Origin of the sequence: Rufibacter roseus, from assembly GCF_001647285.1 — a bacterium.
Taxonomy (GTDB): Bacteria; Bacteroidota; Bacteroidia; order Cytophagales; family Hymenobacteraceae; genus Nibribacter; species Nibribacter roseus.
In genome coordinates this window covers 38591-51376 of record NZ_LRML01000010.1, presented here as the reverse complement: position 1 = coordinate 51376, position 12786 = coordinate 38591, and the positions used below count along the sequence as shown (strand labels likewise).

11 protein-coding genes are annotated in these 12786 nt (G+C 48.2%); 6 read left to right on the top strand and 5 right to left on the bottom strand.

Going from position 1 to position 12786, the window contains the following annotated elements:
- Nucleotides 1-55: 55 nt before the first annotated feature.
- The 3 genes from A8O23_RS15130 to A8O23_RS15120 all read right to left on the bottom strand — a co-directional run bounded on the left by A8O23_RS15130 (nucleotide 56) and on the right by A8O23_RS15120 (nucleotide 4361).
- Nucleotides 56-1711, bottom strand: coding sequence for a beta-N-acetylhexosaminidase (locus A8O23_RS15130; protein WP_066622768.1), 1656 nt, complete (start codon nucleotides 1709-1711; stop codon nucleotides 56-58).
- 395 nt (nucleotides 1712-2106) lie between these two features.
- Nucleotides 2107-3666, bottom strand: a complete 1560-nt coding sequence (locus A8O23_RS15125; protein ID WP_066622765.1) for a M28 family metallopeptidase — start codon at nucleotides 3664-3666, stop codon at nucleotides 2107-2109.
- 89 nt (nucleotides 3667-3755) lie between these two features.
- A complete protein-coding gene (locus A8O23_RS15120) occupies nucleotides 3756-4361 on the bottom strand; it encodes a hypothetical protein (RefSeq protein WP_153042228.1) in 606 nt (201 codons plus the stop codon).
- Between the two features lie 159 nt (nucleotides 4362-4520).
- Here A8O23_RS15120 and A8O23_RS15115 point away from each other — a divergent pair, with 159 nt between their 5' ends.
- Nucleotides 4521-5303 (top strand): enoyl-CoA hydratase-related protein, encoded by a 783-nt coding sequence (locus tag A8O23_RS15115; RefSeq protein WP_066622759.1) that lies wholly within the window; start codon nucleotides 4521-4523, stop codon nucleotides 5301-5303.
- A gap of 247 nt (nucleotides 5304-5550) precedes the next feature.
- On the opposite strand, the gene A8O23_RS15110 is transcribed toward A8O23_RS15115, so the two are convergent.
- Entirely contained in the window at nucleotides 5551-6171 is a 621-nt protein-coding gene (locus tag A8O23_RS15110; protein ID WP_066622750.1) for a hypothetical protein, read from the bottom strand.
- Nucleotides 6172-6305: 134 nt separating this feature from the next.
- Complete coding sequence (gene rpoN / locus A8O23_RS15105; protein WP_066622747.1) at nucleotides 6306-7778, bottom strand: RNA polymerase factor sigma-54; 1473 nt, start codon at nucleotides 7776-7778, stop codon at nucleotides 6306-6308.
- Nucleotides 7779-8168: 390 nt separating this feature from the next.
- On the opposite strand from rpoN, the gene asnS reads away from it, so the two are divergent.
- The 5 genes from asnS to A8O23_RS15080 all read left to right on the top strand — a co-directional run bounded on the left by asnS (nucleotide 8169) and on the right by A8O23_RS15080 (nucleotide 12624).
- Nucleotides 8169-9557: an asparagine--tRNA ligase gene (gene asnS / locus A8O23_RS15100; protein WP_066623010.1), complete on the top strand. Its 1389-nt coding sequence runs from the start codon at nucleotides 8169-8171 to the stop codon at nucleotides 9555-9557.
- Nucleotides 9558-9840: 283 nt separating this feature from the next.
- Nucleotides 9841-10332 (top strand): hypothetical protein, encoded by a 492-nt coding sequence (locus A8O23_RS15095; RefSeq protein ID WP_066622741.1) that lies wholly within the window; start codon nucleotides 9841-9843, stop codon nucleotides 10330-10332.
- 165 nt (nucleotides 10333-10497) lie between these two features.
- Nucleotides 10498-11397, top strand: coding sequence for a LysR substrate-binding domain-containing protein (locus A8O23_RS15090; RefSeq protein ID WP_066622733.1), 900 nt, complete (start codon nucleotides 10498-10500; stop codon nucleotides 11395-11397).
- A 100-nt stretch (nucleotides 11398-11497) separates the two neighbouring features.
- The gene (locus A8O23_RS15085; RefSeq protein ID WP_066622732.1) at nucleotides 11498-11959 is read left to right on the top strand and encodes a GNAT family N-acetyltransferase; all 462 of its coding nucleotides are present in this window, start codon (nucleotides 11498-11500) and stop codon (nucleotides 11957-11959) included.
- A 203-nt stretch (nucleotides 11960-12162) separates the two neighbouring features.
- The gene (locus tag A8O23_RS15080; protein ID WP_239693422.1) at nucleotides 12163-12624 is read left to right on the top strand and encodes a DUF4252 domain-containing protein; all 462 of its coding nucleotides are present in this window, start codon (nucleotides 12163-12165) and stop codon (nucleotides 12622-12624) included.
- Nucleotides 12625-12786: the final 162 nt, after the last annotated feature.

The following is a 12786-nucleotide window of genomic DNA, read 5'->3' as shown; positions in this document are numbered from 1 at the left end:
AAACAGACCCAAAACGGAAAACAGTTAAGAAACTATAAAGCAAAGCTTGCGCTATTTACTGCTTATCAATAGTCCACTGCTCGAAGTTCTTGAAATAGCCTGCGCCCCAGTACTGGTAACGCGGGATAATGTACTGCTTCAGCCTCCGCTTGAAGTCTGCGTAATCTTTCTTTTCCAGCGGTGTCCAGAGGGTTTCGCTCAGGGCCGTCATGCGCGGGAACACCATGTACTCTACTTTGCTGGGGTATTCCATGTACTCTGTCCAGACGTTACCCTGCCCACCCCAAATGTATTTCTCCAGGTTCAACGTTTTCAGCTCAGCAGGCACTGGGTTGTAATTATACACGGCATCTAGCGGGTTGTAGCCGTGTATGGCCAAACTGTCTTTAGGGTCTTTTGACTGGTAGGCATCAAAGTAGAAAGGTTTGCCTGGGGTCATGATGATGCGGTGTTGTTTCTTGGCTGCCTCTACGGCTTGCTTTTCGCCGGCCCACACCATCACCACGGCTGTGGTGTCCAGTTTCCCTTCCATAATCTCGTGCCAGCCAATAATCTTCTTGCCCTTTTTCTCTAGTTTATTAGCTACGAACTTAATAAAGTAGGTCTGCAGCTCCTTCTCATCTTTCAGGCCATTTGCTTTCATAAAAGCTTGGGCGCTGGGGCTGGCTTTCCACCACATTTTACTTGTTTCGTCGCCGCCAATATGTATGTATTCTGAAGGGAACAGATCTGCCACTTCATTAAAAATAGTTTCAAGAAACTTAAATGTAGCCGGATTAGGAGCCAGTACGTTGTTTTGGCGGTTGTACATGCCCCAAGTATTGGCTACTTGCCAGGTAGTATCTGGACGGGTGCTGAACTCAGGGTAAGCGGCAATTATAGCTCGGCTATGGCCTGGTATGTCAATTTCTGGAATGATGGTAATGCCACGAACAGCAGCGTACTTAATAATGTCTTTTACCTCGGCCTGCGTGTATACACCGCCGTAACGGGTAGAGTCGTAGCGGGCAGGCGTGTCTTTGAAGTGGCCTATCAAGGTTAAATTTCGGTAAGCGGCCACCGTGTTCAGTTTAGGGTAGCTTTTTACTTCCAGTCGCCAGCCTTGGTCATCGGTGAGGTGCCAGTGAAAAGTGTTGAACTTATGGAACGCCAAATAGTCAATATATTTCTTGATGAACTCCACCGGAAAAATATGGCGGCTCACGTCTAAATGCATACCTCTATAGCCGAAGCGTGGGTAATCTTTTATTTGCACCGCCGCTACCTGCGCAGCACCTTTCTGCTTCTGCAGCGGCAACAACTGCAGTAAGGTTTGGATGCCATGCACCACGCCTGGCACATCTTTTGCTTTTATGCTTAACTTCTTGCCAGCCGCTTCCAACACATACATTTCTGCGGTGGGCGCTGCTGCCGGGTCTTGCTGAAGAAGAATTTGAGTAGCGTTTCCTGCTTGTTTTGGGCTGTTCACTACTTTTAAAGTATAGCCTAGCTGCTTTTGCAATAGCTCTTGCAAGTACACCGCCTGTTGTTGAAAAGCACCATCTGCCACAATTACTGTTTGCGTTGAAATGGCTACTGGCGCTTTACCAGTGGCAATGGCAGAAACTGGTTTAGGAACAATAGCATTTACTCCAATAGTCTGCTGCGCCATACAGCTGCCCACGAAAAACCAAAGCACTACCGCTGCGAGGGAAAAGATTCTGTTATTCATATTTTTTTGTTTTGTGTGGAAAGGACAGCGTTTCTTAACGAACTAGCCCCCTAAGATTAAAAGCTATTCTGCCCCTGTGCATAATATTATGTGACTGCGAGAAGCTGGATGACACACTCTAACCCTCCCTCCCGAGCTCTCTTTTCAGTTAGCGATGAAAGTCCCTTTCTATGTTCGTAAGTCACGGAAATAACTTCCGCGCCATAGCGAACATAGCGTGGGTTTCTGTTTTAGACCTGTTTTACTTAAAATGAGCCGAAAACACCTGCCCATTTTTCTATCGTTACTTGAGCTAAGAAGATTGGGCTGCGTACAAAATTAAATTATTTTAAAAAGAAAACGGCCCTCGCCCGGAATAATTGGGGCGAAGGCCGTTTTCTTTTCTCTAGAATAGCTTACGAACGGGCTGCTCTTGGCTTTGGTAACTCTTTGCGAGGTAATTTATCTTTGCGGTTGGCGCTCTGGTACACAAAGTTGGCCACAATCACTGCCGCTTGTTTCAGGTCGTCTGCCTGCAGGCGGTCGTAGGTGTCCATGTTGGTGTGGTGGGTACGGGTGTCATAGTCAATTTCATCTTGAATGAACTGGAAACCAGGTATGCCCACGGCATCAAATGACTGGTGGTCGGTGCCGCCGGTATTGCGAGTGGTCACGGTAGTGGCGCCTAAATCATGGAAAGGCTTCAGCCACTCCTGAAATAACGGGGCAACGGCCTCATTGCCTTGGGTGTAGATACCTCTGATTTTACCAGTACCGTTGTCTAAGTTATAATAGGCTGATACTTTACCATGCTCTGGTAACAGCTTCATGTCCTGCGGGTCAGCAAAAGTTTTTTTCACATAACCGCGAGACCCGAACAAACCTTGCTCCTCGCCACCCCACAAGGCAATCCGGATGGTACGCTTCGGTTTCAGGTTTAGGGCTTTAATGATACGAACGGCTTCCATCATTACGGCTACACCAGCGGCGTTGTCGGTAGCGCCAGTGGCGGCGTGCCAAGAGTCAATGTGTCCGCCCAGCATCACTACTTCCGCCTTCAATTTCTTGTCAGTGCCCGGAATTTCAGCAATCACATTGTAGCCTTGCGGATCTTCGGTTAGGAAGCGGGTTTTACTTTCCATTTCCACCTGCACGGGTATGCCAGCTTTCAACAGACGGCTCATGCGGGCTAAGTCTTCCATGGCTACTTCAAATTCCGGCAGCACCGGCTGCGCATCAGAGGCGTAAGAGGCGCCGTTGCTGGTGAAGAAGGTGCCGTGAGAACCGCCTCTTCCGCTAAATACAGCGGCTGCGCCTTCATTTTTGAACATCTCTGTCATTTTCTGAGCCAAAGCGCGGCGGGCGCGGTAAGCGGCCATCTGCTCTTCAGAAATGGGGCCACGGGTAGAAGGCTGTACGGGGGCGGCCAACTTCTGCAGTTGCTCATCTGTGTAACGGTTAGCGTCTGCCTCAAATTTAGTTTTGATGGGGTTGGTTACTTCCATCATCACAATTTTGCCTTTCAGCTTACCTGCATATTGGGCAAGGTCTTCTTCAGTGGAAGCTTTTACTAAAACCACATCGCCTTTTACCAAGCCATTGGTGCCCGGAGTCCAGGCTTTGGGCGAGGCAATCATGGGCTGGTAGTAAGGTTTGGTGAGCGCCAGGTAAGATTTCTCTACTTCCCAGCCTTTACCAAACGTACCCCAAGGGTCTATTTTAGCGTTGGTCAATCCCCAGGAAACCAGTTTGTCTTTGGTCCACTGGTTGGCTTTGGCCAGTCCGGTAGAACCAGACAGGCGCGGACCGTTAACATCGGTCAGGTAGAAGGCAAGTTCCATTACCTGCGAGTTTTCCAGCCCTTCTTTGCGGATTTTCTCCACAATGGCCGCGTCTAACGGCTCGGCCTGCTGCTGGGCAAATGCGGGCATCGCCAAAAAGGCGGCACCTAGCAAAAGAGTAAAAGCTTTGTTCATTGATTAGGGTAGTAGTATGTGTTGTATAAGGTAGTAAAGGTAAGAAGCTGACCGGAAATTACTAGACCCCTACGGTACAAGATGCGGCGCTAAATATCAGTGCGCAAATACGTGTTGGCCAATTTGTACTGACCGGGCTTGACTATACGGTACACTTCCACAGCTGACCACCGGCTGCCCCGCTTTTCTGAATGGTAATACCGTTTCACCAACACCAGCTTTTTGTTTGGGAACACCAGAGGCATGGAGTACGCATAGTAAGACGCGGTTCCCAATCCTTTGTCTGGAAGCACAATAACTGAATCCTGAAAATCTTCTTGGCTCCACTCCTGCTTTTCCTGCTTTGCAAGCTGAGTTTTTATGTAGTTAAATTCTTGAGCGGTAAAACCATGGTCATATTTAAGCAAAGGACCGGCGCCATAAAATCCGGTTCGCGCCAATACTCGGTTATTGTCTGTTAGATTCACAATAGACCACAGCGAGTCGTTTAGGTAAATTTCACTTCGCTTCCAGGGCAGCACCACTTTGTCTACCCTGTTAACTCTGCCATTTTGGGTAGCTAGAAACTTAATAAAGTCCTGTGAAATAGTTTCTACTGATTCTTTATTCTGAGCCACCCCATTTTGGGGCAGTACTAGAAAGCAAGTCATCCAGACCACCCAAAGCAAACCCGCACTTTTATATGTACCTCTCATGTATGACGCTTAAAACTACAATATCGGGAAAACTGGCTTTTCTGCCAACGCAAGAGACAACAATCACGCCAGCCTTGTCACTACGGTTGCAAATCTTTACTTTTGGAAGAAACCTAACGGGCGTTTTGACCCTGTTTTTCAAAAATTAACTTTAAAACGATGTCTGAACAAAGCCTACTATATAGCGTGGCCAACGGCGTAGCCACCATCACCCTCAACCGTCCCGATGTTTTCAATGCGTTCAACGACCAGCAAAGCTACGAACTGCAAGACGCCCTGAAACAGGTAACACGTGATGCTGCTGTGCGGGTGGTTATTTTAACCGGAGCCGGACACGCCTTCTGCTCCGGTCAAGATTTGAAAGCCATAGCAGGTGCCGAAAAAAGATCTCTTGCGGACAGTCTGCACAAGCGTTATAACCCTATCATCAAAGCCATGCGGGAGCTACCTAAACCTATCATCTGCCGCCTGAATGGTGTAGCTGCTGGTGCCGGTTGCTCTCTTGCCCTCGCCTGCGACTATATTGTAGCCAGTTCTGAAGCCAGTCTGATTGAGGTTTTCGTGAATGTGGGTCTGGTGTTGGATTCCGGCTCGTCTTTCTTTCTGCCCCGCTTGGTAGGTATGCGCAAAGCCTTTGAGTTAAGCACGCTGGGCAGCAAAGTAAAAGCCGATGAAGCTTTGCAACTGGGCCTGGTGAACCAAGTGGTAGCCCCTGAGGAACTTAATACCGCCGTACAGCAAATAGCCGAACGCTACGCCAATGCCCCCACCAAAGCCATTGGCCTCATGAAGAAGATGCTGAATAAATCTTTTGAATCCAGCCTTGATGAAATGCTGGAGTACGAAGCCTACTGCCAGGAAATTGCCGGCTCCTCTGCTGACTACCGTGAGGGTGTGGCTGCGTTTAACGAGAAGCGAAAGCCAGTGTTTAAGGGGGAGTAAGGTTTCGTTATTGGTTATTGGTTATTCGTTGGTCGTTATTCGAAATAAGAATTACCGTTAGCTCAAAAGACCTGGCAGTGTTTTTCAAACCTGCCAGTGTCTGTGCCGGTAGCGGTAGCCATTACTGTTTACTTCTGCTTCTCCAGCGGTTCTACTATTTAAACTTCCTTTCCCCTCATCCTAACCTTCTCCCTCAGGGAGAAGGGACAAGCTAATGCGTTTTCGCCCTCTTTTCTCAAAAACAAGCCTAAAACGCAAATCCCCACAGGCTGATGCCTATCATGAATCCCAGGAAATAACCTATATACACTTGATTTTCTGTGTGTGCGCCTAAAGCTAACCTTGCTGACAACACGGCTCCACTCACGACTAGGCAAGCAACAATTGGGTACACAAGTACGGGCTCGGGCAGCCAGCCATGCAACAGCAGCAGTATCCCCAGCCCACCGCCCAAGCCTATGGAGTGGGCACTTATTTTCCAGAATTGGTTTATTACCAGCGCCAGATAAACAGTAGCTGTAATCAACCCCATCACCACGAAGAAAATCCGGTCGAGGTAGGGTTGCTTGAAGAAAAGGAATGTTGTAACCGTGTAGCAAGCAGCCGCCAACAGAAAAGGCCAACGCCGGTCCTCGCGCTCTTCCATGGTCATAGATTTCACCACCTTGGCCTGACGCATGAGCAGCGTGCCTAAAGTCGGCAACAGAAACGTAGTCAAAAACACCATCAGCAACACGTACCAACGGGCTTCCAACGGCAAAGAAACTGCCTCTGGCGGTAAGTAATACAGTATTAGCAGAAAGAGATACGAGGGCAACAGCAGCGGATGAAAGACCACTGATAAAGCCGACGCGAGGCGGAGATTCACGTTTTTTTAATGATTAATGATTAATGAACAATGATCAAAGGGGAATATATCCACTGCTCACATTACTTAAAAAAAAGGCCTTTCTAATTCAAACAATCGCTATTAATCATTACTCATTGTTCATTAATCATTAACTAAAGTTCTTTGCGCAGGCGGGCTACGGGTATGTTCAGCTGCTCACGGTATTTGGCTACAGTGCGGCGGGCAATGTTGTAGCCTTTCTCGTTGAGCATCTTTTCTATTTTATCGTCAGAGAGCGGCTTACGCTTATTCTCCTTGTCAATGATGTCTTTCAAGATGGCTTTTACCTCGCGGCTGCTGGCGTCTTCGCCGGCGTCGGTGGCAATGCCTTCTGAGAAGAAGAACTTGAGCGGGATAATACCAAACTCTGTTTGAACGCTTTTGCTGTTGGCGACGCGGCTCACGGTAGAAATGTCCATGCCAATGTCTTCGGCAATGTCTTTCAGAATCATGGGTCTGAGTTTACTCTCATCACCCTCCAGAAAATATTCGTACTGGCGGCGCATGATAGACTCCATGGTGCGCAGCAGCGTATTTTGCCGCTGTTTTATGGCATCTATAAACCATTTGGCGGCGTCTAGCTTCTGCTTCACGAAGGTCACCGTTTCCTTCAGCTTTTTGTCATTCTTGGCGCTCTTGTCATAGGCATCGAACATCTCGGAATATGAGCGGCTAATGCGTAGGTCTGGCGCGTTACGGGCGTTCAAAGAGAGCTGCAGCTGACCGTCTTCGTTCGTGATAATGAAGTCTGGAATCACGTACTGCACCCGGTTGGCTCCGCCGGTTCCGCCGGGCTTGGGGTTCAGCTTCAGAATAAGGTCAATGGCCGCTTTGAGCTCATGGTCTTCCAGCTCCAGCTTCTGCTGAATGCGGGCGTAATGCTTCTTGGTGAATTCGTCAAACGTGTCTTGGATGATTTGTTCGGCTACTTCAATCACTTCGTCTGGGTCGCGGCGTTCCAATTGCAGCAAAAGGCACTCCTGCAGGTCACGGGCGGCAATGCCTGGTGGGTCAAAGGCCTGTATGCGGCGCAGCACGTCTTCAACCTCTTCAATGCTGGCGTCTATGTTCTGCGAGAAAGCCAAGTCATTTGAAATAGCCTGCAGCTCCCGCCTTATGTAACCGTCTTGGTCTATGGAACCGATCAGCTGTTCGCCAATAGCCATCTGTTTCTCGTCCAGGTTCAGGAAACCCAGCTGGTCCATGAGCGAATCTGTGAGGGAGCCGGTGTAGGCAATGGGCATTTCGCGTTCTTCCTCTTCTCCCGGGCCGTCGCCCTGCATTTTGTAGCCGGCTATCTCGTCGTCGTTAATATAGTCTTCAATGTTTACCTCATCGTCGTCGCGGCGTATTTCTTCGTCACCGTAATCGTCTTCGGTATTATCAAAGTCGTCGTCAGACTCCGGAGTATCATCCTGTACAGGTTCATCGGCGGCATCGCCTTCTTCCAGGGCAGGGTTTATCTCCAGTTCTTCTTTGATGCGGGCTTCCAACTCAGCGGTAGGAACCTGCAACAGCTTGATGAACTGAATCTGCTGGGGCGAAAGCTTCTGCGAAAGCAGCTGTTTTAAGTCGAGTCTCTGCATAGGGTAAAACCAGTCCTAAAAGCGCGGACAGGCCAAAGTTATGGTTTTTTACTACTGCTTTACAAAAAAGGTTAATCGCGCGCGGCGCGAGGTAGCAAGTATTTGGTATCAAGTAGCAAGACGCTTTACAATTAGAAAATTATTGAAGTTAGCTTCCCTTCTGGCGCAAGCGTCCGCTTGTGTCCCACGTTTTAGGGCTACTTTTCCAAAAACAGCTCTAAATCAGGAATGCGTGCGGACACAAGCGGACGCTTACGCCAGATATTAGCTTATCAGCCAACTCAAAATAAGTCTCTTCTTTTAAATTAATTTTTTTGCTACTTGCTCCTTACTTTTGCAAAGGTAAAAGTACGTGCTACTCGATACTTGCTACTCGATACGAGAATGAACATGAAACGAACGAAAGTAAAAGCATTGCTCCAGACGCCTGCCGAAAGCCAGGAAGTGTTGGTAAAAGGTTGGGTGCGCACCAAGCGCGGCAACAAATATGTGACGTTTATTGCCGTGAATGACGGCTCCACTATAAATAATATTCAGGTAGTAGCCGATATGACGGCTTTCACCGAAGAGGCTTTGAAAGACGTAGCCACCGGAGCCAGCGTTTCAGTGGTGGGTACTTTGGTGGAAAGCCAAGGCAAAGGACAGACGGTAGAAATTCAGGCCAAAACCATTGAGGTACTTGGTGTGGCTGACCCAGAAACGTATCCGCTACAGAAAAAAGGACACTCGCTGGAGTTCCTGCGTGAGATTGCGCACCTGCGTCCGCGCACCAACACCTTTGGCGCCGTGTTCAGATTAAGACATGCCATGGCATTTGCCGTGCACCAGTTCTTCAATGACAAAGGCTTCTTTTATGTACACACGCCGGTAATTACCGCCTCAGACGCTGAGGGTGCCGGTGAAATGTTCAGAGTAACCACATTGGATCCTGAGAACCCACCTAAGACGGAGAACGGTGAGGTAGATTTCTCTGAAGACTTCTTCGGGCGTTCTTCTAACCTGACCGTGTCTGGTCAGCTAGAGGGTGAGGTGTTGGCCATGGCTTTGTCTGAGATTTACACGTTTGGACCAACTTTCCGCGCCGAGAACTCTAACACTAGCCGACACTTAGCCGAATTCTGGATGATTGAGCCAGAGATGGCTTTCTATGAGCTGGAAGACAACATGGACTTGGCCGAGGAATTCCTGAAATACCTGGTACAGTACGCTCTGGACAACTGCGCCGAAGACCTGCAGTTCCTGAACGACATGTACGACAAAGAACTGCTCAACCGCCTGCAGTTTGTGGTAAGCAATGATTTTCAGCGCCTGACTTATACCGAGGCCGTGGAGATTTTGCAAGGCGCCAAGCAGAAGTTTGAGTATAAAGTAGATTGGGGCACTGACTTGCAAAGCGAGCACGAGCGTTATCTGGTAGAGAAGCACTTCAAGAAGCCAGTTATTCTGACCAATTACCCTAAAGAAATAAAGTCTTTCTACATGAAGTTGAACGACGACGGCAAAACCGTTCGCGCCATGGACGTGCTGTTCCCGGGCATTGGTGAGATCATTGGCGGCTCACAGCGTGAGGAAAGCTATGACAAGTTAGTGACCCGCATGCGTGAAATGGGTGTTCCGGAGAAAGAGATGTGGTGGTTCTTAGACACCCGCCGTTTCGGTACCGTGCCTCACAGCGGTTTCGGGTTAGGTTTTGAACGTTTGCTGCTGTTCGTGACGGGCATGGGCAACATCAGAGACGTAATTCCTTTCCCACGTTTCCCGAAGAGCGCAGAATTTTAATTTAATGCGTGAATGTGTGAGGGAGTGAATGAGTGATTTTTTTTCTTCCTTCTAATTAATTCGGCCTTCGCCGATATAATTTACGAGCCGCCCTGTTACCATTTGGTAGCGGGGCGGTTCTGTTTTAAGGCTATTTTTCAGAAAACAGGCCTAAATCAACCATCTTTTTGAATTATAAGTCTTTAACAAAGACTCGTAAAAAATATTTATTAGAATATAGGATTTTTATTCTTTAAATACTCCTACTTTTATTACCATAACAGGTCAACAAACTTCAAAGATTATGCAGAAAATTTTTACCACACTATTAGTAGTGCTGGCGCTTGCGGTAGGTACCGCCCAAGCCCAATCATCAAAGGAAAAAGAACAGGAGCGCAAGGAGCTAGCCAAGCAGAAAGCGGCTGACAAGAAGGCTGCTGACAAAGCCAAAGCAGACGCAGCCAAAGAGAAGGCTGCCGCCCAAAAATTAGCCGCCAAAGAAAAAGAAGCGGCTAAAAAGTTAGCCACTAAAGAAAAAGCCGCCCTCGCTAAAGAAAAAGAGAAAGAGAAAAAAGAAGCCGCTAAAGCCAAGGCATTAGCAGCCAAAGAAAAGCAGAAAGCCAAAGATGCGGCTCAAGACGAAAGAGACGAAGCCCGTGAGGCCGCTGCCAGAGAAAAGGCCCGTTTAGCCAAAGAGAAAGCTGCCGCCCAAAAATTAGCCGCCAAAGAAAAAGCGGAGGCCGCCAAGGCGAAAGCCAAAGAGAAGAAAGAAGCCGCTAAAGCCAAGAATTCTTAGTTTTTGACAGTATAATTAAACAGAAAGAGCCAGCGTTTGCTGGCTCTTTCTGTTTAGTATCTTCCACCATACCCGAAGACAAAACTCTTCATTGGGCAAGTTTGCCTTAAACAAAAAATTGTGTCTTGTGTCTGAAATCTTACATCTTGCGGCTTTCTTTGCCCTATGCTCGATTTCAGATGGATTGTCTTTAGAAGCGTTGCCAAACACCTTAGTTTTACCAAGGCGGCAGGCGAGCTGTTTATTACCCAACCCGCTGCCACCAAGCGTATTCAGGAATTAGAGGCTGAAGTGGGTCAGCGGCTCTTTCTGCGCAAGGGGAACAGTATTCAGCTAACATCGGCGGGTGAGACCTTGCTTACATTTGTAGACCGCGCCCACGCCCTGCAACAGGAAATGCAGTTTGCCCTGGGTCGTTTGAAAGACGAGGTGGGCGGAAACCTGCGGCTGGGCGCCAGTACTACCATTGCCCAATATGTCATTGCCCCCTTGCTTTCGGCTTTTTACCAGCGGTACCCACACGTGAGGCTCTCGTTGCTGAACGGAAACACTGAAACCATTGAGCAGGCTCTCCTGCACCAGGATATTGATTTGGGCATTGTAGAAGGCTCCAGCCAGCGGCGCGAGTTGCAGTACACTCCTTTCATTCCAGATGAACTGCTGCCCGTGGTACGTTCTGGCCACACGCTCACTCTGCAAGGCAGTATCACCTTTAAAGAGCTGGTGAAACAGCCCTTGGTTCTTCGTGAAAGAGGATCCGGCACCTTAGAAGTAATTGAGGAAGCCATGCACGCGCACCACCTGCGCCTGCCCGACCTGAATGTAGTTCTGTATTTAGGCTCCTCAGAAACCATTAAATCATTTCTGTTGCATTCAGATTGTGTGGCGCTTCTTTCGGCGCACTCTATCAAACAGGAAGTAGCTGCGGGCACCCTGGTGGCATTGCAGCCTGAAGATTTTCACCTGACCCGCACGTTTTGGTTTGCTCAACTTGTAGGCCAACCCGATGGCTTAGCGCGTCTTTTCCAAAGATTTGCTCAGCGCCAGTATAACCTGACAGTATAAATTATCTCTGTTCCTCTGCACCAGCAAAAAGGCATTATAATTTTTCGGCACGTTTTCCGCCTGTTTTTCAGAAATTAGAGCCAAAACACAGTCCTAGCCTATGCTCCCTCATCCTCCCCCAGAAACTAATGCTCAAGGCTATCTCCTTAGCTTCGACAAAGACTTGCTGCAGTTAGAGAACATTCATGGTTTTCTGACGGAGTCGTACTGGTCTAAGGCGATACCCAAAAGTATTGTAGCGCAAGCCATAGAACATTCTATGTGTGTAGGAATTTACCATGAAGGGCAGCAGATTGCTTTTGCGCGCCTCATTACCGACTACACCACTTTTGCTTATGTATGCGATGTTTTTGTACTGGAACAGCACCGCGGGCAAGGACTTTCGAAATGGATGATGAAGTCTATTATGGCACACCCAGCGCTGCTACGCCTGCGCCGCTGGATGCTGGCCACCGCCGATGCGCATGAACTCTATTCACAATTTGGCTTCACGCCGCTTACAAAACCAGAAATGTTTATGCAGGTACACAGGCCCGAGGTGTATAAAGACCTTCCGCAGTAACTAAGCAATAGCTGAATTACTAGTAAGAAAGGCGGGTGTAGCGTTTTAGACCTGTTTTGCGTAAACAAGGCCTAAAACACAATAATATTATGCAGATGCAACACACCTTCACTCATACTAGACCTCAAAGCAACAGGCCTTTTATTTATTTTTTGGCACTGATTTCTTTTATAGTCATACAGGCCTGTAGCAGCACCCGCAATTTGCCTCCTGCGCAAACCACTACAGAATTTTATCAGAAATACCGCAATGAAGCAGGCTTTAAAGGCACTAGCCTTCCCGTAGGTTTAGTTACCCGCTTCCTCTCAAAAGACGCTGATACTACTCTGCAGGCGGCGCTGGCGAATGTTACTTCCATAAGAGTGTTAACCTTTGCGCCTACTAATCGAAGGTCGGCACGCTTACTGGAAAATGGTTTGACACAGGAACTAGACCAGATCTTGCAGAAGAGCAACTACGCCGCGGTACCCGTTCTGCAAAACTCCCAGGAATCGCTTCAGTTCAGAATGCGGCAAGAGAATGGTATGGTGCAGGAAATTGTAGGGCACCGCAACATAGGGAGTTCTTTTATGATGCTGCAGGTAAACGGCAGATTTACGCCTCAGCAGGTACAGCAGATGATGCAGAAAATAGACCCGGAGGCGCTGGTTCCTTTGATTCAATAATTGAGGCTAAATGAAGTGACTTACCGCTCAAATTCCGTTTAGTTTTTCTAATCAATCTCTGATATAACAGTCTGTTTTAGGCCTGTTTTACTGAAACCAAGTCTAAAACAACAGAGTCTTCTGCCTACTATACATTAGGAGCAGAAGACTCTGTTGTTATCT